At 62.0% G+C, this 19,317-nt stretch carries 17 protein-coding genes and 1 tRNA gene; 13 read left to right on the top strand and 5 right to left on the bottom strand.

All coding sequences use genetic code 11. The features are described from left to right. Nucleotides 1-42: 42 nt before the first annotated feature. Nucleotides 43-132, bottom strand: a tRNA-Ser gene (locus SFY93_RS05010). 303 nt (nucleotides 133-435) lie between these two features. Then, nucleotides 436-1,530, bottom strand: coding sequence for an ROK family protein (locus tag SFY93_RS05005; RefSeq protein WP_320446245.1), 1,095 nt, complete (start codon nucleotides 1,528-1,530; stop codon nucleotides 436-438). 245 nt (nucleotides 1,531-1,775) lie between these two features. Between SFY93_RS05005 and SFY93_RS05000 the strand changes: the two genes are divergently transcribed. Continuing rightward, nucleotides 1,776-3,116, top strand: a complete 1,341-nt coding sequence (locus SFY93_RS05000; RefSeq protein WP_320446244.1) for a TadE/TadG family type IV pilus assembly protein — start codon at nucleotides 1,776-1,778, stop codon at nucleotides 3,114-3,116. Nucleotides 3,117-3,210: 94 nt separating this feature from the next. On the opposite strand, the gene SFY93_RS04995 is transcribed toward SFY93_RS05000, so the two are convergent. Continuing rightward, nucleotides 3,211-4,104, bottom strand: coding sequence for a LysR family transcriptional regulator (locus tag SFY93_RS04995; RefSeq protein ID WP_320446243.1), 894 nt, complete (start codon nucleotides 4,102-4,104; stop codon nucleotides 3,211-3,213). 130 nt (nucleotides 4,105-4,234) lie between these two features. Here SFY93_RS04995 and SFY93_RS04990 point away from each other — a divergent pair, with 130 nt between their 5' ends. The 4 genes from SFY93_RS04990 to SFY93_RS04975 all read left to right on the top strand — a co-directional run bounded on the left by SFY93_RS04990 (nucleotide 4,235) and on the right by SFY93_RS04975 (nucleotide 7,437). Beyond that, nucleotides 4,235-5,398, top strand: a complete 1,164-nt coding sequence (locus SFY93_RS04990; RefSeq protein ID WP_320446242.1) for a mandelate racemase/muconate lactonizing enzyme family protein — start codon at nucleotides 4,235-4,237, stop codon at nucleotides 5,396-5,398. Nucleotides 5,399-5,865: 467 nt separating this feature from the next. Beyond that, nucleotides 5,866-6,360 carry a 50S ribosomal protein L21 gene (gene rplU / locus SFY93_RS04985; RefSeq protein ID WP_089266555.1) on the top strand — a complete coding sequence of 165 codons (495 nt, stop codon included), beginning with the start codon at nucleotides 5,866-5,868 and terminating at the stop codon, nucleotides 6,358-6,360. A gap of 80 nt (nucleotides 6,361-6,440) precedes the next feature. After that, nucleotides 6,441-6,713 carry a 50S ribosomal protein L27 gene (rpmA, locus tag SFY93_RS04980; protein ID WP_068737821.1) on the top strand — a complete coding sequence of 91 codons (273 nt, stop codon included), beginning with the start codon at nucleotides 6,441-6,443 and terminating at the stop codon, nucleotides 6,711-6,713. 133 nt (nucleotides 6,714-6,846) lie between these two features. Continuing rightward, nucleotides 6,847-7,437: a GNAT family N-acetyltransferase gene (locus tag SFY93_RS04975; RefSeq protein ID WP_089266554.1), complete on the top strand. Its 591-nt coding sequence runs from the start codon at nucleotides 6,847-6,849 to the stop codon at nucleotides 7,435-7,437. A 173-nt stretch (nucleotides 7,438-7,610) separates the two neighbouring features. Here SFY93_RS04975 and SFY93_RS04970 read toward each other — a convergent pair whose 3' ends face one another. Continuing rightward, nucleotides 7,611-8,528 (bottom strand): DMT family transporter, encoded by a 918-nt coding sequence (locus SFY93_RS04970; protein ID WP_093758225.1) that lies wholly within the window; start codon nucleotides 8,526-8,528, stop codon nucleotides 7,611-7,613. Between the two features lie 162 nt (nucleotides 8,529-8,690). Here SFY93_RS04970 and obgE point away from each other — a divergent pair, with 162 nt between their 5' ends. From obgE to SFY93_RS04955, 3 genes are all read left to right on the top strand, one after another. Next, entirely contained in the window at nucleotides 8,691-9,740 is a 1,050-nt protein-coding gene (gene obgE, locus SFY93_RS04965) for a GTPase ObgE (protein WP_320446241.1), read from the top strand. Nucleotides 9,741-9,791: 51 nt separating this feature from the next. Then, on the top strand, nucleotides 9,792-10,922 hold the full coding sequence (gene proB / locus SFY93_RS04960; protein ID WP_092140564.1) for a glutamate 5-kinase: 1,131 nt from the start codon (nucleotides 9,792-9,794) through the stop codon (nucleotides 10,920-10,922). A 135-nt stretch (nucleotides 10,923-11,057) separates the two neighbouring features. Beyond that, nucleotides 11,058-11,279 carry a cysteine rich repeat-containing protein gene (locus SFY93_RS04955; protein ID WP_068737829.1) on the top strand — a complete coding sequence of 74 codons (222 nt, stop codon included), beginning with the start codon at nucleotides 11,058-11,060 and terminating at the stop codon, nucleotides 11,277-11,279. A 68-nt stretch (nucleotides 11,280-11,347) separates the two neighbouring features. Here SFY93_RS04955 and SFY93_RS04950 read toward each other — a convergent pair whose 3' ends face one another. Then, nucleotides 11,348-13,033, bottom strand: a complete 1,686-nt coding sequence (locus SFY93_RS04950; RefSeq protein WP_320447697.1) for an MFS transporter — start codon at nucleotides 13,031-13,033, stop codon at nucleotides 11,348-11,350. 163 nt (nucleotides 13,034-13,196) lie between these two features. Between SFY93_RS04950 and SFY93_RS04945 the strand changes: the two genes are divergently transcribed. From SFY93_RS04945 to SFY93_RS04925, 5 genes are all read left to right on the top strand, one after another. Further along, the gene (locus SFY93_RS04945) at nucleotides 13,197-14,573 is read left to right on the top strand and encodes a hydrolase (RefSeq protein ID WP_320446240.1); all 1,377 of its coding nucleotides are present in this window, start codon (nucleotides 13,197-13,199) and stop codon (nucleotides 14,571-14,573) included. 95 nt (nucleotides 14,574-14,668) lie between these two features. Beyond that, a complete protein-coding gene (locus SFY93_RS04940) occupies nucleotides 14,669-16,054 on the top strand; it encodes a cytochrome P450 (RefSeq protein WP_320446239.1) in 1,386 nt (461 codons plus the stop codon). A 137-nt stretch (nucleotides 16,055-16,191) separates the two neighbouring features. After that, a complete protein-coding gene (locus tag SFY93_RS04935; protein ID WP_089266543.1) occupies nucleotides 16,192-17,601 on the top strand; it encodes an adenylate/guanylate cyclase domain-containing protein in 1,410 nt (469 codons plus the stop codon). Between the two features lie 157 nt (nucleotides 17,602-17,758). Then, a complete protein-coding gene (locus SFY93_RS04930) occupies nucleotides 17,759-18,238 on the top strand; it encodes a tellurite resistance TerB family protein (RefSeq protein WP_093757953.1) in 480 nt (159 codons plus the stop codon). Between the two features lie 211 nt (nucleotides 18,239-18,449). Beyond that, nucleotides 18,450-19,229 carry an SDR family NAD(P)-dependent oxidoreductase gene (locus tag SFY93_RS04925; protein WP_320446238.1) on the top strand — a complete coding sequence of 260 codons (780 nt, stop codon included), beginning with the start codon at nucleotides 18,450-18,452 and terminating at the stop codon, nucleotides 19,227-19,229. The last annotated feature ends 88 nt before the right edge of the window (nucleotides 19,230-19,317 follow it).

Genomic DNA, 19,317 nt, shown 5'->3' with positions numbered 1-19,317 from the left:
GAAGTGGCCATGATCGATGGCGACGGACCGCGAAGGTCAAATTGGCGGAGAGGGGGGGATTCGAACCCCCGATGGGCTTGCACCCATGCCGCATTTCGAGTGCGGTACAATCAACCACTCTGCCACCTCTCCAAGGCGCCAAGACCCACGGTCGCCCGTGGGTGGTTGCGCGGAGTTCTAGGCGAGGATGGCGGGCCAGACAAGACGGGCAGAGCGGAAAATCCGCACTCAATTGCCCGCAGAGCCGCAAAAGCTGGCTCTGGCTGGCGCGTAGACTAGAAAGCCAGCCTTTTCGTTTGCAGATTCGCAGCGGCAACGCACGCTATGGTTGGACGCGCGGCATGACGAAGCCATGGCGGCGCCAGGATGATTCGCCGACGGATGCATGCACTCGCCCATTGGCCGAGGCGGCACCGGGACGCTCAACGGTCCTGCTCAATCCTTGTCTTTCTTCGCTCTCTTGTCGTCCTTCTCTTTCTTGCGGTTGGTGAAGCGAGCATTGCCCAGCCCCGTTCCGATCGTCAGCACGCCCCATCGTTCGAAGTCCTGCATAAAAGGGACTTCGCTGAGGCCTTGGACAACGCCGTCGTTGTGCATGAGCACCGCAGTATCGTGATCCCCGATTGTGGGAATGCCTTCGGCGAGCAAGGCCGGCAGGTTGAACTTGCTGCTTTCCCAATTACCCGGAAGATTCTGCGCTCCCTTCGCGATGGTGCCGTCTTCGTTGATCACCCCCGGGCATGAGATGCCGATGAATGGCGCCAGCTTGAGGCCTTCCTTCTCGGCGGCGGAGATCAAATCCTTCAACATCTTCACCAGCCGCTTGACGGCGCCTTCACGCGTCGGCTCGTCATCGGCATGTTTCCAAAGATCGGACTTCCACACCGCGGCCTTGGAGAGATCCTTCGATTTTTTCCATGCGGTTTCGACCACGCCGCAACGGATGTTGGAGCCGCCGATGTCGACCGCAAGAATGCTGTCGTAACCTTCGAAAATCCATGACGGCGCCAGATGCAGGCAACCGATGAGGCCGGCTTCATCTGGATGAAACCGGATCGGCACCAACACAACCTTGAGATCCTCGGCCTTGAGAATGATGTCCGTGCGCGCGATAACAAGTTCCCCGACACGGCTCTGGCGGAAACCGCCGCCGACCACGATGCATTCCGTATCTGCCCAGGCCTTCGTCTTGAAGAAGCGCTGCGTGACATAAGCCAGCTCCCGCGCAAATTCTTCGATCGCACCATGGACGAGTGCAGCCGCGGCCACATCGTCGCCAAGCAGGATTTCGTCGAGGCTGGATTTACTGATCTCGTTGGCAGCCTTTTTGCCGAGCGGATCGTCGCCGTTTTTCTTCAATGGCTTTCTGAGATCATCCAGTATGCGTTGAAACGCGCCCTTGCTGGCGCGGTCACCGAGAAAGCCGTTGTCGTCCTTCAGCTCGATATTGAACGTGTCCACATCAACGGACGGCAGCCGCTTGGCACCGTGATTGCCGATGCCTACGGTCGTCATTGTGTCTTCAGCCATATTGCCCCTGCCAAACTAGAACCGCACGATAATGCCCCGGGAGCCGGTTTGTTTCATCGCCCCGCCGGGATGATCGTACCGCTCCCCTTTTGCTTCGGTCCCGCGAGCCGATTTCAACGATACGGGTAGAACATCCTTAACTAACCAACAGGGCAGCAACCCAAGCCACTACCTTTCTGCGATCGACCTAACAGTAAATTTATCAGCTCAGGTAATTATCTCCGCATTCATACGGGTGCGTATTCATGCTGAAGTCATTCCTCGGGCTATCATTCCTCAGGCTAACCGATCGTTTTCGCGGCGACCGGCGCGGCAATGTCGCGATCATATTCGCGATCACATGCATCCCCCTTATTTCCATGGTGGGCGCCGCGGTCGATTATACGCGTGCACTACAGATCAGATCTCAACTGCAAGCCGCCCTTGATACTGCCAGCGTCGGCTCCATCGTGCAGAAGTCTGCTGCATTCATTACCGCAGGTTCGATGGCAGCGGACGGCCCCGTCCCCGGGGGCGACGTCGACGCAATCAATATTTCCAAGGGCAACACATCAGGCAGGACCGGCTTCACGCTGACCAGCACGACAGCGACCGTCAATCGCGCCAACGGCGTCGTGACGGCCACTATGCAATTCTCGGCGGATGTGCCGACCAGTCTCACATCCGTCATGGGCTTTTCAAAAATGACCGTCACCGGCAGTTCTGTCGCGACGGCAACGATGCCGAATTATATCGATTTCTATCTGCTGCTCGACAATTCGCCATCCATGGGCGTCGGCGCAACACCGGCCGACGTGGCTCTGATGGTCAATAACACGTCGGACAAATGCGCCTTTGCTTGTCACGACCTCAAGAACACCAACAACTATTACGAGCTTGCGAAGACGCTCAAAGTGAAGACGCGCATCGACGTGCTGCGTACGGCCACCCAGAAGTTGATGGATACCGCAGCCAGTACGCAGACCTATTCCAACCAGTTCCGCATGGCGATCTACGACTTCGGCGCGGCCGCCTCGACGTCCGGTTTGAGAGCCCTGTTCACATTGTCGTCCAGCCTTTCAAGTGCGAAGACGGCGGCGGGAAACATCGACTTGATGACGGTGAACGGCCAGAACGACAACAACGATCAGGACACCGGCTACAGCGCGATATTCCCGGCGATCAACAGCGCGATCAGCGCCCCCGGTGCCGGTACGGCCGGTGCACCGCTCAAATATCTCTTCTTCGTATCCGATGGCGTGGCCGACGAATACAATCCAAGCAACTGCCAGAAGCCAACGAATGGTGCACGATGCCAGTCGCCGATCAATCCGGCGCTTTGCACCACGTTGAAGAATCGCGGCATCAAGATTGCCGTGCTCTACACGACCTACCTCGCACTTCCGACCAATGACTGGTACAATACCTGGATCGCGCCATTCAACGCTGGTCCTTACGGACCTTCGCCCAACAGCCAGATCGCCATCAACATGCAGAGCTGTGCTTCGCCGGGCTTCTACTTTGAGATCAGCCCGACCCTGGGCATCTCGGAAGCGATGACTGCGCTGTTTCAGCGTGCCGTCGCTGATGCGCGCGTGAGCCGCTAGCCGGCGCAACGCCCGGGCAAGTCGGCCAGCGCCGCGATATCGATTGCGCGATCCATCTTCAAGATCATGCAGGACACTGCAGCGTGGCGAATCCTCATTTGCTCGCGCTCTCCTTCAGGCTTTCCAGCAGCAATTGCGCCGGTCGACTGAGGCCCTTGTCGCGCACCGCCACGATGAATTGCCGTTTCGCCCAATCATTACTGAGCGGAATGACTTTCAGCCCCAGCGTTTGCTGGATCGTGGAGGCTTCTTCCTGCGGGATGATCGCGACAGCCAGTTGCGCGGCGACGATGCGATAGGCGGCATCCACGGTGGAAACCTGAATGCGGTAGCGCATCTGCTTGCCGGCCGCAGCCGCGACGCTTCGCTGCATGGTTTGCATGATGCTCCGCGCGACGATGTCGACGTGCTCGAAGTCGATCGTATCCTCGAACGATACTGGCGTGCGTTTCGCAAGCGGATGATCGGGATGCACCACCACCGCGAGCTGATCGCGGTGATAGGGAAACGTCCTGAGGCCGCGCAGGTCGACGGCATTCCAGCACACGCCGATATCGGCGCGCCCTTCCTCGACGCCGCGCACGACTTCCCAGATCTCGCGCTCTTCGAGACTGACGCGCACGTCACGATAGCGCTTCGCAAACAGGCTGATGTCTTCGGGCAGCACCTGCGCAACCGCCGATTTCGAGGCGAACACCCGCACATGGCCCTGCACACCATCGGCGAAAGCGCCGAGTTCGGCCTGCATCCGGTCGAGCAGTTGCAGCGACTCGCGTGCGTAACGACACAGCGCTTCACCGGCCGCCGTCACCGTGACACCGCGTCGGCCGCGCTCAAGCAACTGGATGCCAGCTTCCTGCTCCATCTGACTGATACGCTTGCTCACCGCTGAGGGCACGATGGCCTCGCGCTTTGCGGCATTGGCGATATTGCGCTCCTCGCAGACAGCGATGAACAGGCGGAGTGAAATTGGATCGAAGCTTTGCATGGGACGTCCGGGATGGCACCAGCCATCTTATCTTGGAACTTCTTAGATGAAAAATGACCATTTCAGAGATGGCTAAGAGAGGCGTATGCCTCTCCGCAAGAACTTCTCACCCCAGCCGCAGGAGCGCCTCATGCGCATTGTCGATATCCGGGAGCGCACCGCTCCGATCGCCTCACCCATCGCTAACGCCTTCATCGACTTCAGTAAAATGACGCTGAGCCTGGTCGCTGTGGTCACCGATGTGATCCGCGACGGGAAACCCGTGATCGGTTACGGCTTCAACTCCAACGGCCGCTACGGCCAGGGCGGCCTGATCCGCGAGCGCTTCGCGCCGCGCATTCTGGAAGCCAAGCCCGACAGCCTGATCGACGCCTCGGGCGACAATATCGACCCGCACAAGGTGTGGGCCACCATGTTTACCAACGAGAAGCCCGGCGGCCACGGCGAGCGCTCGGTCGCGATCGGCACCATCGACATGGCGGTGTGGGATGCGGTCGCCAAGATCGCCGGCAAGCCGCTGTTTCGTTTGCTCGCCGAACGCTACGGCACGACGGCCGACCCGAAGGTGTTCGTCTATGCCGCTGGCGGCTACTACTATCCCGGCAAGGGTCTTGAAGGCCTCGCCTCGGAAATGAAGGGCTATCTCGATCGCGGCTACAATGTCGTGAAGATGAAAATCGGCGGCGCGCCGCTGGCCGACGACTGCAAGCGCATCGAGCATGTGCTGAAACTGCTTCCGGCAGGGGCTAAACTCGCCGTCGACGCCAATGGCCGCTTCGATCTCGATACGGCCGTCGCCTATGCCAAGGCACTGCGCGAATACGACCTGTTCTGGTACGAGGAAGCCGGCGATCCGCTCGATTACGAGCTGCAGGCAAAGCTCGCCGAGCATTATCCCGGCCCAATGGCGACCGGCGAAAACCTGTTCTCGATGCAGGATGCGCGCAACCTGATCCGCTATGGTGGCATGCGCTCGGACCGCGACTGGCTGCAGTTCGACTGCGCGCTGTCTTACGGCCTCGTCGAATATCTCCGCACGCTCGAAATGCTGAAGAGCTACGGCTGGTCCTGGCGCCGCTGCATCCCCCATGGCGGCCACCAGATGTCGCTCAACATCGCCGCAGGCCTCGGCCTCGGCGGCAACGAGTCCTATCCGGACCTGTTCCAGCCCTATGGCGGGTTCCCGGATGGCGTGAAGGTGATTGATGGCCACATCACCATGCCGGAACTCCCGGGCATCGGCTTCGAGGGCAAGTCCGACCTGATCAAGGAAATGCGCAGCCTGGCGTCGTGAGGGCGACCGAGAGGCTAAGCCTCTGATTTGGAGAACAAAACTCCGTCATGGCCGGACCTGACCCGGCCATCAACCTTTCCGCCATTCCGTCCGAAGATGGATGCCCAGGTCATCTAGCGAAGTTCGCTTCGCGCTGCCCGGGCATGACGACTAAAGGCAGGCGCCCGAAAAACGGGGCGGCAGGTTAAATGGTACGCTCCATCGCAAGCACCGACTCATCCGCCAAGACTCTGTTTTTGGCTCGCTTTTCGCCCGTCTTTCCTTGACTCTCCGCCTTCACCCTCTATAAAGCACGCTTCGGCGCAAGCTTTGCTTGGCGCCGATTGTTTTTGCGTGGGGTCGCAACGTCGACCAGAAAACGCAGAAATTCGCGATTTCCTAGAAGTCGCGGTGAACCCTTATCGACTGAACAAGAAGCCGTCCCGGATCTGATCCGAGGATGGGATCGAACACGAAGGAATATAACGATGTTCGCAGTCATCAAAACCGGCGGCCGGCAATACCGCGTCGTTCCGGATGATGTGCTCGAGATTGGCAAGATCGCCGGCGATGTCGGAACGATCGTGCAGCTTGGTGAAGTTCTCGTGCTGGGCGGTGATACGCCTGTGCTCGGCCTGCCTCTGGTGGCTGGTGCGTCGGTTGCGGCCGAAGTGCTCGATCACAAGCGCGGCCCCAAGGTCATCTCTTTCAAGAAGCGCCGCCGCAAGAATTCGAAGCGCAAGCGTGGCTACCGTGACGAGCTCACGATGATTCGCATCACCGAGATCCTGGCCGACGGCAAGGCGCCGACGATCGGACCTCGTCCGAAGCGTGAGAAGCCGGTCGTGACCGCTCCGGTCGATGGCGACGAAGCTCCTGCCAAGAAGGCGCCGGCGAAGAAGGCCGCTGCTCCGAAGGCAGCCGCTGCCAAGCCTGCTGCAGCCAAGAAACCGGCTGCGAAGAAAAAGCCCGCCGCGGAATAAGCCGCTGCGAAAAGTTGAGAATCTGTGAGACAATTCCTTCAAGGAATTGATCTAGAACTTATCGAGATCGGAGACGGGCTATGGCTCATAAAAAAGCAGGCGGTTCATCGCGCAACGGCCGCGATTCGGCTGGCAAGCGCCTCGGCGTGAAGGCGTTCGGCGGCGAACGCGTGATTCCCGGCAACATCATTGCGCGTCAGCGCGGCACGACCTGGCACCCCGGCCTTAATGTCGGCATGGGCACAGACCATACCCTGTTCGCCAAAGTCGAAGGCCACGTGGAGTTTCGCGCCAAATCGAACGGCCGCACTTTCGTATCGGTACTCCCGATTACTGAAGCCGCGGCCGAATAAACGGTGGACACATTGGAGTCCGCCGGGTCCTGTTGAACCGGCGGAGCGCCAAAATTGGGCTCCAGGGGAGGCGGGAAACCGGCCTCCCCTTTTCGTTTGGTGCGTCGCTTCGGGGCGCACACAGGAGCCCGAGATGTTGCAGGATATTCCGACCCCGACGTTGAGAGAAACCAGAGGCTGCGTCCTCGAGACCGAACGGCTGGCCTTGCGCAAGCCGACACTCGCGGACGTAAAAGCCATCGCGCTTCTCGCCAATGATCGCCGCATCGCCGAGATGACGCGTCGCCTGCCCTTCCCGTATCAGCAGGATCACGCAGTCGATTTCGTCAATTCGCTGAGCGGCACGGCAAGCGACAGCGTGTTCCTGATCGAACTCGATCGTCGTCCCATCGGCATGGTCGGAATCGACTGGCGCGAAGCCGAATCGCCGGAGCTCGGCTACTGGCTCGGCGTCGATCACTGGGGCCAGGGTTTTGCGACCGAGGCCGCACGTGCCGCGATCGATTACGCATTCGACGAATTCGATATCGATCACCTGATCTCGGGTGCGCGCGTCGCCAATCCGTCGTCGCGCAACATCCTGGAGAAGTGCGGCTTCCAGTGGAGTGGTGTTCAACTGCACCGCTTCGAAGCGATCGGCTCGTCGACGCCTGTCGACTGCTTCAAGCTGACAAGGGGCGTGTGGAGTTCGCTGAAGAACTGGGGAACGTCGACGCGACGGTGAACGACTCTTACTTCCCCTCTCCCCCGCGCGAAGCGAAGCTTCGCTAGGCGGGAGAGGGGACAGGCTCTCGTTCCATGGCTCTCCCTCTCCCGTCTCGAACCCGCTTCGCGTGTTCGATCCACCCTCTCCCACGGCGCGCAGCTTCGCTGCGCTGGGGGAGAGGGAAAAGAAGTTCACACCGCTGGCGGTACTTCGTCGGCGATCTTTCCGAGCTGCTGCTCGCGCAGGAAGATATAGAGCCCTGCTGCGATGATGACCGCCGCACCGATCAGCGTGGCCCACGACGGCAATTCGCCGAACACGAGATAGCCGAAGATCACCGCCCAGATGATCATCGAATACTGATACGGCACCACAGTGCTCGCCGGCGCCAGCTTCAGCGAGCGATTGACGCAGAGCAGCGCGCAGACCGAGACAACGCCCGCCAGAAAGAACAGGCCGAGATCGCGCAGATCGGGCGTCACCCATCCGAACGCCGTGAATACGGCGCCGAAAGTAAACGTGCCGATAAACTGGGTCGTCGCCAGCACCACGTCCGGCGCGGAACGCAGCGAGCGGGTGATGAGCATCAGCGCGGCGAAGGACAGGCTGCCGCCGAGCGCGATCAGCGCCGGCCATGTCACCGTCTGCGCCGAGGGCTGCAGCGCGATCAGTACACCGCAGAAGCCGACGAAGATCGCGCTCCAGCGCCGCCAGCCGACAGATTCGCGCAGAAAGATCGCGGAGCCCGCGGTGACGAAGATCGGACAGGCCAAATAATAGGTGATGACATCCGCCAGCGGCAGATAGGCCGCCGCCCAGAAGAACGCCGCGACTTCCAGTGTCGACAGCACCACGCGAATGAGCTGCAGACCCGGCCGGTCGAGCTGCAGGAAGTCCGCACGATGCCGCCAGATCGACGGCGCCAGCAGCGCCAGCGCCGCGCAGGCCCGCAGCAGCATCAATTGCCCGACCGAATAGGTGCCGACGAGGAATTTGCCGATCGCATCGCCGCAGGAGAACATGCTGATGCCCAGGAGCATCAGGCCGATACCGGCCAGCCGGGCGGCACGATTGTCGGCTGCGGTCGAAATGGTCGCAAACATGCCTATATGAGCCTTTAGGTAAGCTTCTGGGTGCGGCTTGGTTAACGGCGCGATGTTGTCGTTTAGGACGCCACCAGATGCGCAGCAAGGCCCGAAAATAAGGGCTTTTCACGATGCGCCGACGATGAAGTGGTTGCCGCGACCACCCCCCTGCGATACGGATACGCCATGAAATTCCTCGATGAAGCCAAGGTTTACATTCGCTCCGGCGACGGCGGAAACGGCTGCGTGGCTTTTCGCCGCGAGAAGTATATCGAGTTCGGCGGACCCTCCGGCGGCAATGGCGGCCGCGGCGGCGATGTCATCATCGAAGTGGTCGACGGCCTCAACACGCTGATCGACTATCGCTACCAGCAGCACTTCAAGGCGCCGCGCGGCACCAATGGTATGGGCAAGGACCGCCATGGCGCCAATGGCAAGCCAATCACGCTCAAAGTTCCGGTCGGCACACAGATCATCGATGAGGATCGCGAGACCCTGATCCACGACTTCACCAAGCTCGGCGAGACCTATGTGCTGGCCGAAGGCGGCAATGGCGGCTTTGGCAACGCTCACTTCAAGTCATCGACCAACCGCGCACCGCGCAATGCCAATCCCGGCCAGCCCGGCGAAGAGCGCTGGATCTGGCTGCGGCTGAAACTGATTGCGGACGCAGGCCTCGTCGGACTGCCCAATGCCGGCAAGTCCACATTCCTCTCCAAGGTCAGCGCTGCGCGGCCGAAGATCGCGGACTATCCGTTCACGACGCTGCATCCGCAGCTCGGCGTCGTCGATGTCGACGCGCGCGAATTCGTGCTGGCCGACATTCCCGGCCTGATTGAGGGCGCGCATGACGGCGCCGGCCTCGGCGATCGCTTCCTCGGCCATGTCGAGCGTTGCCGCGTGCTGCTGCATCTGATCGATGCGACCTGCGAACATGCGGGCAAGGCCTACAAGACCGTCCGCGCCGAACTCGATGCCTATGAGGGCGACCTTGCCAACAAGGTCGAGATCGTCGGGCTCAACAAGATCGATGCGGTCGAGCCGGACGAGTTGAAGAAGCAGAAGGACCGACTGAAGCGCGCTGCGAAGCAGACGCCGCTGCTGATCTCGGGCGCAACGGGCGAAGGCGTGCCGGACGCATTGCGTGCGCTCGTTGCAGTGATCGGCGAGGCGCCGGTGTCGGACAAGGCCAAGAGCGCAGCGCAGTCTGCGCCATGGGCGCCGGCGACGAGCTAATCTGCCTCTCACGTCCGTCCAAGCATCACACGTCCTGCCAAAGCCCACATCATGTCGCGCCCCGAGCTGAAGAACTTTCGCCGTATCGTCGTCAAGGTTGGCTCGTCGCTGCTGATCGATTCCGCGGCCGGCGAAGTCAGGGCCAAATGGCTTGCGGCGTTGGCCGCCGATATCGCCAAGCTGCATGCAGACGGTCGCGACGTCCTCGTGGTCTCATCAGGCTCGATCGCGCTCGGCCGCAGCCGCCTCAAGCTTCCGCGCGGTCCGCTGAAACTCGAAGAGAGCCAGGCCGCCGCTGCCGTCGGGCAGATCGCGCTGGCGCGCATCTGGTCGGAAGTACTGGGCCATCACGGCATCGGTGCCGGACAGATTCTCGTGACGCTGCAGGACACCGAGGAACGTCGTCGTTACCTCAATGCGCGCTCGACCATCGGCAAACTGCTGGAATGGCGCGCGGTGCCGGTCATCAACGAGAACGACACGGTGGCGACCAACGAGATCCGCTATGGCGACAATGATCGCCTCGCGGCGCGCGTCGCGACCATGGCATCCGCCGATCTGCTGGTGCTGCTGTCGGATATCGACGGGCTCTACACTGCACCACCCGGCGCCAATCCCGATGCGAAACTGATTCCCATCGTCGACAGCGTCACTGCCGAGATCGAAGGCATGGCGGGCGCTGCCGAGAGCGAATTGTCGCGCGGCGGCATGTACACCAAGATCGAAGCTGCCAAGATCGCGACCACCGCGGGCACGCATATGATCATCGCGTCCGGCAAGGTCGAGCATCCACTGCAGAAGATCGCCGATGGCGGCCTGTGTACCTGGTTCCTGACTCCTGCAAATCCCGTCACTGCGCGCAAACGCTGGATTGCGGGATCGCTGGAACCGAAAGGCACGCTGACCATTGATGCAGGTGCGGTCGCCGCACTCCGTGCCGGCAAGAGTCTGCTGCCTGCCGGCGTCATCAAGGTGGAAGGTGACTTCGCACGCGGCGACGCCGTTATCGTGCGTGGACCGGACACGCACGAAATCGGCCGCGGCCTCGTGGCTTATGACGCAGACAATGCTGAGAAGATCAAAGGCCGCTCATCTCCGGACGTGATGATTATTCTTGGGATCAGCGGCCGCGCCGAAATGATCCATCGCGACGATCTCGTGATTTCGGGATCACGAAGTTAAGCAACGACGCTTCCTGAATGACGTAACGCGCAATCCGTAAACTTGGCGCCGGACGCTCGCCATCATTGCGCCATTCCCGCGTACTTCGTTGCGCGCCATAGAATCAGATAGCCAATTTTTAGGGAGGCCTATTTCATGACCCGACTTTTGATCATCCCGTTCCTGCTGATCGCAACGTCCGCTTTCGCGCAGGGCGGTAACACGTCAGCCAATCAGTCGGCCTGCTCACGCGACGTCTCGCGCTTCTGCCGCGCCAAGATGAACGATGGTGACATGGTCGTGCTCAGCTGCCTCAAGGAAAACCGTTCGAAGCTCAGCAAGGCCTGCGCGAAAGTTCTCGCCGAGAATAATCAATAGCGCGACTAGCGTTTTCGAGCGAAGTGAGCACCGGTTCGCGTCAGGAAAACGCGTCAAGATAAGAAGCTCTAACCGCTGCTGCCGGCCGGCGTCGCGACAGGAAGCACCTCGGTCGCTGCGCGATCGGGCGTATCGTCCTTCCAGCGCACCGAACCGAACGGCCGCTCCAGCATGCGACGCACGCGAACCGGATCCGGCCCTAGATGATAGTCCGCCGCGCGCTGATACAAAGCGCGCTCGGACTGCGTCGAACGATTACGCTGGCGCAGGAAATCGAGCCAGGTCGGGCAGTGGTAGCGCTCGGTCCACAATTCGGGATCGGCGATATCGCGCGCGATGGACCACCCATAGGCGCCGTTGCGCTGGCGCGAGAGCTGCACGTCCTGCATCACGCCGTGGAACGCCCGCGCGCTTTCCTGATCCACGCGATATTCGATCTCCACCACCAGCGGACCACTGCGCGCGGTCAATTGCAGCTGCACTTCCGGATCTTCAAGACGCTCCGCATCCTCGTCGCGCGCGCCGGTCGGCGGCATCCGTAGGAACAGGCCAAACAGCGGCGAGAGAAACATCGCTCCGCCGGACACCAGCAATGCCGCTTCGACGCCGACCATGTCTGTGAGATGCCCCCAGCCCCAACTGCCAATCGCGATGCCGCCGGCAATCGCAGCCTGAAAGGCGGCGAGCGAACGTCCGGCAACCCAGCGCGGCGCCGAGAGCTGTACGCCGATATTGAACAGCGCGACCGCCAGCATCCAGACCGAGCCGGCCACCACCAGCGCCGCCGCAGTGATTACCGGCTCGCTGCTGACCGCCACGACGGCAATTGCGACGCCCATGATCAGCGCACAGGCCCGGATCGAACTTTCGCCGCTCAGATGCTTGCGGACATGCCCAATATTCATTGCGCCGATCACCGCACCCATGCCGAAGGCGCCGAGCATGATTCCGTAGGTCTGCGCGCCGCCATGCAGCAGGTCGCGCGCAACCAGCGGCATCAGCGCCGAGACCGAACCACCGCAGATGCCGGTGATCAGCGTGCGCGTCAGCACGATCTTGATCGACGGCGAATTAGCAATGTAACGCACGCCGGACACGATGGCCCGGCTCAGCCGCTCACGCGGCAGCCGCGACACATCGACCTTGCGACGCCACAGGAACAGCACCACCAGCAACGGGATGTACAGCACCGCATTGGCCGCGAAGGCTGCGACGGCACCGGCGGTGGCGACCACGATGCCGCCGATCGCCGGGCCGAAACTGCGCGCGATATTGTAACTGATGCCGTTCAGCGCCACGGCGGATGGCAGTACCTCCGGCGGCACCTGCTCGCCCACGGAGGATTGCCAGGCCGGTCCGAACAGCGCCATGCCGCTGCCGATGATGAAGCAGAAGGCGAGCAGGATGTTCGGCGTGATGTGACCGGTCCAGTCCAGCATGGTCAGTACGCAGGCGCCGACCAGCGACAGCACCAGCGAAGCCAGCGACACAACACGGCGGTCATACATGTCGGCCACGGCGCCCGCCGGCATCGAGATCAGCATGATCGGCAGCATCAAGGCGGTCTGCACCAGCGCCACCTTGTCGGCGGACGCCGTCATCTGGGTCATCGCCCAGGCGGCGCCCACGCTCTGGATCATCAGGCCGAGATTCGACAACAGGCTGGCTAGCCAGATCCGCCGGAACACCGCAAACCGCAGCGGGGCGGCGATGCCGTCGGAGGGAAGAACCACTGGTTTCGCTGCTTCGGCCATCATCGTCCCGTCGTCTGCTGCAGATAGCGACTGCAGGGCCATGCGGGTCTGATTCCCCGCGGGCACATCAAGTTGATGCCTGCGAAACGCGTTGTCTGTCCAGTGCCTGCTCCGCTATCACAGCGGCAAGCACCGGACGTGCGCAGATAGAGGGAGACCAGCCATGGCGCTGTCGCGACGGACCATCCTCACAGGCGCAGCGATGCTGCCGCTAGCCGCCCATGCGCTCCGTTTCGAGGCCGCAGCACAGACCGGCCCCGGCACGACTGCAGGTTCCGACATTCCCCCGATCCTGTTCGTCCACGGCAATGGTGACCACGCGGCGCTCTGGATGACGCAGATCTGGCGCATGGAAACCAACGGCGTTCCGCGCAACCGCCTGATGGCGCTCAATTTCACCGATCCGCTGGCGCGTTCCGACGATGCTGTGGCGCAGCAGGGCCGCTCCTCCACCGAAGACCAGCGCCGCGAACTCGGCGAAGCCATCGCGGAACTGAAAAAGCGCACTGGTGCTGCGAAAGTGGCGCTAGTCGCCAATTCGCGCGGCGGCTATGCGGTGCGCAATTACATCAAGAATGGCGGCAGCGCCGATGTCAGCCACGCCGTCCTGTGCGGCACCCCCAATCACGGCGTGTTCGACGGGACCGATAGCCCTGGCAGCGAATTCAATGGCCGCAGCCCGTTCCTCAAGAGCCTCAATCCCGGCGAAGGCCCTGAGGTGACTGAAGGTACCGCCTTCCTCACCCTCCGCAGCGATGGCATCGACAAATATGCGCAGGCCGACGGTCGCCTGCTCGGCAAGCCGGGCGTGGCCACCGGCGTCACCGCCGATGGTCCGGCGCTGCGCGGCGCCACCAATCTGGTCCTCGGTGCCATCGATCATCGCGAAACCGGCTTTCACCCCCGTGCCTTCCGCGAGATCTACAAATTTATCGTCGGCCGCGAGCCCGTGCGGATCGATATCGCGCCGGAAGCTGAGGTGAAAATCAGCGGTCTCGTCACCGGCACGCCCGGCGGCGTGCCCACCAACCGGCCGGTCGCGGATGCCCTGGTCGAGGTGTATCGCGTCGCGGCTGACAGCGGCGAACGGATCGGGGCGGCGCTCCATTCGGCCCACACATCCGCCGATGGCCGCTGGGGTCCGGTTCGGGTCGATCCGGCCTGGCCTGTCGAGATCGTCCTGACATCGGCCGGAGCGCCGATCACGCATTCCTATCGCTCGCCATTCCCCCGCTCGTCCGACGTCGTGCATCTGCGTCCCGGTCGCACACTGGGTCCCGCCGACGCCACTGTCGGCGCCGTGATCTCGATGTCGCGCGTCCGCGGCTATTTCGGACTGCCACGCGATGTCGTGCTGCTCGACGGCAAGGAGCCGACCGACGTGAAAGCCGGCGTGCCCACGGATTCGCTCTCGACTATCCGCCTTCCGGCCACGGACATCGGACGGCCGGTGGCAGCGCTCTTCAATCAGGAGCGGATCGTGGTGCGCGCCTGGCCGGCGTCGGAAAACCGGATCACGGTGGCGGAATTCACCGAGTAGCCGGCGAGACTGCCTCTCGCCTTCATGGCGCCCGGATTTGCAACTGCTATAGTCGAGCCACACCCAGCGCCCCATTCCAGGTTGCGAGGTCCATCGTGAGCATTGCCGAAGTCTACGACTTTCCCGCTGCGCGACGGGCCTTGATACCGCCGAGCCCGCCACGTGCGCCCGAGAACATGGGTGCGCTGGGGCGTATGTCGGCGATGCGCCGCAGCGCTATCGAGACCTGGGGCCAGCGCGCCTATGAAGATGACATCATCAACGGCCGCTTCTTCGGCCACGCCAGCTTCATCCTCAACGACCCCGATGCGATCCGCCATGTTCTGGTGGACAATTACGAGAACTATACCCGCACGCCCGCTGCATTCCGCGTGCTGCGGCCGATGCTCGGCGAGGGCCTGCTGCTCGCCGAAGGCCGCACCTGGAAACACCAGCGCCGCACCCTGGCGCCGGCCTTCACGCCGCGCGCGGTGACGACTTTGGTGCCGCACATGATCTCGGCCGTCGACGATACGCTCGCCGATTTACAGTGCGCCGAGGGCAAGTCGGTCGATCTTCGCGCGATCATGCAGCGGATGACGCTGGAGATCGCAGGCCGCACCATGTTCTCGTTCGGCATGGCCGAGCATGGCGCGAAGCTGCGCGACTTCGTGATGGAATACGGCATGAACCTGGCACGGCCGCATTTCCTCGATCTGCTGCTGCCGCTGGGCTGGCCGACGCCGCAGGATATCTCGCGCGCCTTCTTCCGCAGACGCTGGACGGCATTCGTCGGCGAGCTGATGACCGCACGTCGCGCCGCCGCCAAGAACGACGACGAGCCGCGCGATCTGTTCGATCTGATGGTGGCCGCGCGCGATCCGGAAACCGGCGCATCCTTCACCGATGGGCAACTCGGCGATCAGGTGGCGACGATGATCCTCGCCGGCCATGAGACGACGGCAACGGCGCTATTCTGGGCGCTGTATATGCTGACGCTCGATCCGGCGACTCAGGAACAGGTCGCGGCCGAAGCCCGCGCCGCCAGTGCGAGCGGCACGTTCGATATCGAACATCTGAAATTCACCCGCGCCGTGGTCGATGAAACCATGCGGCTCTATCCGCCGGCTTTCCTGATCGCGCGCGCCGCCGCGGGCCCTGATCGTCTGGCTGGCCAGTCCGTCGCCAGCAAGGACGTGATCCTGATCGCGCCCTGGCTACTGCATCGGCACGAGAAATTGTGGCACGAGCCCAACGCCTTCATGCCGTCCCGTTTCATGCCCGGCGCGACGCCGCCGGACCGCTTCGCCTATCTGCCTTTCGGCGTCGGTGCCCGGGTCTGCATCGGCGCGCATTTCGCGCTTGTCGAGGCCACATTGGCGCTGGCGAAAATCATCGGCGCGTTCCGCGTCGAGCTGCCGGATAAAGCACCCGTCATGCCGATCGGCGTGGTGACGACACAACCGGATCGCTCGCCACAGTTCTGGATTGAGCGGCGCTGACGTATTTCAGCACGCCCTCTCCTCATGTCTTCCTCGCCCCCACGCGCGCTCATGGCACGTTAGGCAGAACGACAAGTTGAAGCGCTGCGGCAAAGCCCTGTCTTGGACGTAGCGACTATTTGGCCTAAACTGAAGCCATGAGTGATGTTCAGGCACTATTCGCGACATTGAACCAGGCGACCGATCCGGCCGTAGCCGATGCCATTGCACAACTGATCCGCGACGGCGCGGACCACGAACTCAATCGTATCAACGTGCTGGATTTTGCGGCACGCCGCGGCCTGAACGAAGAGCGCGTCATTTCCGGCTTCCTGCATGCCTCCCGCCTCGGCCTGTTCGACCTGACCTGGAATGTGTTGTGCCCGGGCTGCAGCGGCGTCCTCGACGCCCACAGCACGCTGAAATCGCTGCGCCATGACGACTACCATTGCGGGCTCTGCGCCTGCGGCTATGAAGCGTCGGTTGACGAGCAGGTCGAGGTGGCGTTCACGGTCGCACCGCGCGTCAGGCACATCGCTGCACACGACCCCAATACGCTGCCGCTCTGGGAATACTTCAAGCAGGTGTTCTGGAGCTCAGGCGTCGATCTCAATCAGGAATCGTTTGCGTCACTCACCGATGAAGTGACACTGGACGCAATGGAATTGCCGGCACATGAAAAAGCGGTGATGTCGCTGCACCTGCCGTCGGAGTTCGTCATCGTGTTCGAGCCGGTAACCCATGCCGCGCAGTTCATTGATGTGCAGGGCGAACCGACCAAGGAACGTCAGCATCTGTCGCTGATCTACAACCGGCAGCATACGCCGACCGGCACCATCACGCTGCAACCCGGACCGTTGCGATTGTCCCTCGAGAACCAGACCGAGGTGCGCGTGCTGCCATCGGTATTTGTCGCGGCCGAGGGCCTCCATCACCTGATCGGCAAGCGCAAGCCGTTCCTCACGGCCAAGCGGATACTCACCAACCAGACCTTTCGCGATGTCTACAAGGCCGACAATCTTAATATCGATCAGCGACTAAAGATTACCTCGCTGACTTTCCTGTTCACCGACCTCAAGGGCTCGACTGCCTTGTACGAGCGCGTCGGCGATCTCGCGGCCTTCGATCTGGTACGCGCGCATTTCCACGCACTGCTGGAGATCATTGCGTCGGAAGCCGGTGCCGTCGTGAAGACCATCGGGGATGCCGTCATGGCGACCTTTACGCGGCCCGAACAGGCGCTGGCCGCAGGTCTGCGCATGCGCGCCGCGATGGAGCGACTGAACGAGGAGCGCGGCACCAAAGACCTCGTTGTCAAAATCGGTATCCATGAGGGACCCTGCCTTGCTGTGATGCTGAACGAGCGGCAGGATTACTTTGGCCAGACCGTCAATATCGCTGCCAGGGTGCAGGGCCTGTCAACCTCGCAGGCGATCCATGTCACCAGCCCGGTGATATCGGCGCTGGCCGTGGAAGCCATCCTGAGGAAGGCCGAAATCACACCGATCCAGAAGCACGCCGCCTTGCGCGGCATCGCCGACAAGATCGTGGTCTATGAGATTCCGTGACACGGGATCCCGTAAACTACCGATCGTCTCAATTGTTACTTAACTGTCATCAGCGCTTCGGGAACCCAGCCGCATTGCATGCGTTCCATTTTCGCGCCACAAAGCACGAGCGCTTTCGCCGCGTGGCGGGCCTCGCGATCATCTGGTTCAAAGAATAATGCTGGAAAAACTGCGCCAATTCATTGCCGACGTGGTGTCTCCCGATGCGCACGAAAATCAGGCATTCGACGATACCGGCTTCCGTCTTGCCGCTACGGCACTGATGCTTCACGTCATCTCGCTGGACGGTGAGCCCTCAGCTATCGAGAGAGCCAAGTTGCACAGCCTGATCGAGTCGCGTTTCGAGCTCGATCCCGGCACGGCTGACAGGCTCATCTCGGCTGCCACCCTCGTCGAAGGCGAGGCCGTCGATCTCTATCACTTTACGAGCGTCATCATGCGCGTGGTCGACGAGCCCGGTCGTGTCCGTCTCGTCGAGATGATGTGGCAGCTGGTCTATGCTGACGGCCGCGTCAGTGAGTTCGAGGAAAATGTGGTCTGGCGCGCAGCCGACCTGCTCGCAGTTTCATCACGTGACCGGATGGAGCTCAAACGACGCGTGGCGGGCGGTACGGCCACAACGGATACGACTGTCTGAGCAGGCGCAGCCTGACCGGCAAATGACGGCAGCACGACGCATAACCAAAGTTTAATGCGCGGTCCCCGATAATTCATGCCACTGCTACACGCTCGGGAACTGGAGGTCCTGCGGTACTCCGGTGGTCATTCCGACTTGCACATCACGGGTATCCCTATTACGCCTGTAGATGCATGCAAATCGTCCTCACGTATTTCAAGAGTACCTTATTGTGACTGAGCGCGTGACGTTAATAACCGGAGCCTCGGCCGGAATTGGCGCCGAATTCGCGCGCATCTTCGCTGCGAACAAGCATCGCGTCGCTCTGGTTGCACGCCGTGCCGAGCGCCTGAATGCGCTGGCCGCTGAAATCACTGCTGCGGGCGGTGCTGCGCCCATCATCATTCCCTGCGATCTCGAACAGCGCGACGCCTGCGACCAGATCGTGGCTGCCCTCGCTGCTGCCGATGTCGAAGTTGAGTATGTGGTCAACAATGCCGGCTTCGGCATGTTCGGCCGCGCCATCGAGATGGACCGCGACAGGCAACTTGGCATGCTCGAGGTCAATGTGCGCGCGCTGACGGATCTGTCGCTGCGCTTTTCCGAAAGCCTGATCCGCAACAAGGGCGGCATTCTCAATCTCAGCTCGATCGCGGGTTTTCTGCCGGGTCCGGGAATGGCCGTGTACTACGCCAGCAAGGCCTATGTGCTGTCCTTCACCGAAGCGCTGCGCCAGGAGCTCGGCTCCAAGGGTGTGCGCGTCACCGCATTGTGCCCCGGACCGGTGCCGTCGGAATTCCAGGCGCGCGCCGGATTCACGCCGGGCCTCGACTCGGCGATCCTCAATGTCTCGGCGGCTGACGTCGCCCTGCTGGGTTATCAGGGCCTGATGGCCAACAAGCGCACGGTTTTCCCCGGCCTCGGCATTAAGATCGTGCCACTGCTGCTGCGGCTGTTTCCGCGCGGCTTCATCGCGGGGGCGGTGGCAAGGTTGCAGTTGAGACGGGTGTGAATCCGATCCGCCTACGCCCTGCGGGCTTCGGCGAGACATCCTTCGTTTGGTTCGCTTTTTATGGTCGGGAGGGTGGCTTGCCGAGCCG

The sequence above is a fragment of the Tardiphaga sp. 42S5 genome (assembly GCF_034044155.1).
GTDB lineage: Bacteria > Pseudomonadota > Alphaproteobacteria > Rhizobiales > Xanthobacteraceae > Tardiphaga > Tardiphaga robiniae.
This window is presented reverse-complemented; position numbering and strand designations above follow the sequence as displayed.

Bases quoted from the DNA above. Each gene is read 5' to 3' on its own strand.
- SFY93_RS04930 (WP_093757953.1), top strand. From the start codon at position 17,759: ATGCTGGAAAAACTGCGCCAATTCATTGCCGACGTGGTGTCTCCCGAT.
- SFY93_RS04950 (WP_320447697.1), bottom strand. From the start codon at position 13,033: ATGGCCGAAGCAGCGAAACCAGTGGTTCTTCCCTCCGACGGCATCGCC.
- SFY93_RS04990 (WP_320446242.1), top strand. From the start codon at position 4,235: ATGCGCATTGTCGATATCCGGGAGCGCACCGCTCCGATCGCCTCACCC.
- SFY93_RS05000 (WP_320446244.1), top strand. From the start codon at position 1,776: ATGCTGAAGTCATTCCTCGGGCTATCATTCCTCAGGCTAACCGATCGT.
- SFY93_RS05005 (WP_320446245.1), bottom strand. From the start codon at position 1,530: ATGGCTGAAGACACAATGACGACCGTAGGCATCGGCAATCACGGTGCC.
- SFY93_RS04935 (WP_089266543.1), top strand. From the start codon at position 16,192: ATGAGTGATGTTCAGGCACTATTCGCGACATTGAACCAGGCGACCGAT.
- rplU (WP_089266555.1), top strand. From the start codon at position 5,866: ATGTTCGCAGTCATCAAAACCGGCGGCCGGCAATACCGCGTCGTTCCG.
- proB (WP_092140564.1), top strand. From the start codon at position 9,792: ATGTCGCGCCCCGAGCTGAAGAACTTTCGCCGTATCGTCGTCAAGGTT.
- SFY93_RS04975 (WP_089266554.1), top strand. From the start codon at position 6,847: ATGTTGCAGGATATTCCGACCCCGACGTTGAGAGAAACCAGAGGCTGC.
- SFY93_RS04955 (WP_068737829.1), top strand. From the start codon at position 11,058: ATGACCCGACTTTTGATCATCCCGTTCCTGCTGATCGCAACGTCCGCT.
- SFY93_RS04995 (WP_320446243.1), bottom strand. From the start codon at position 4,104: ATGCAAAGCTTCGATCCAATTTCACTCCGCCTGTTCATCGCTGTCTGC.
- SFY93_RS04945 (WP_320446240.1), top strand. From the start codon at position 13,197: ATGGCGCTGTCGCGACGGACCATCCTCACAGGCGCAGCGATGCTGCCG.
- rpmA (WP_068737821.1), top strand. From the start codon at position 6,441: ATGGCTCATAAAAAAGCAGGCGGTTCATCGCGCAACGGCCGCGATTCG.
- obgE (WP_320446241.1), top strand. From the start codon at position 8,691: ATGAAATTCCTCGATGAAGCCAAGGTTTACATTCGCTCCGGCGACGGC.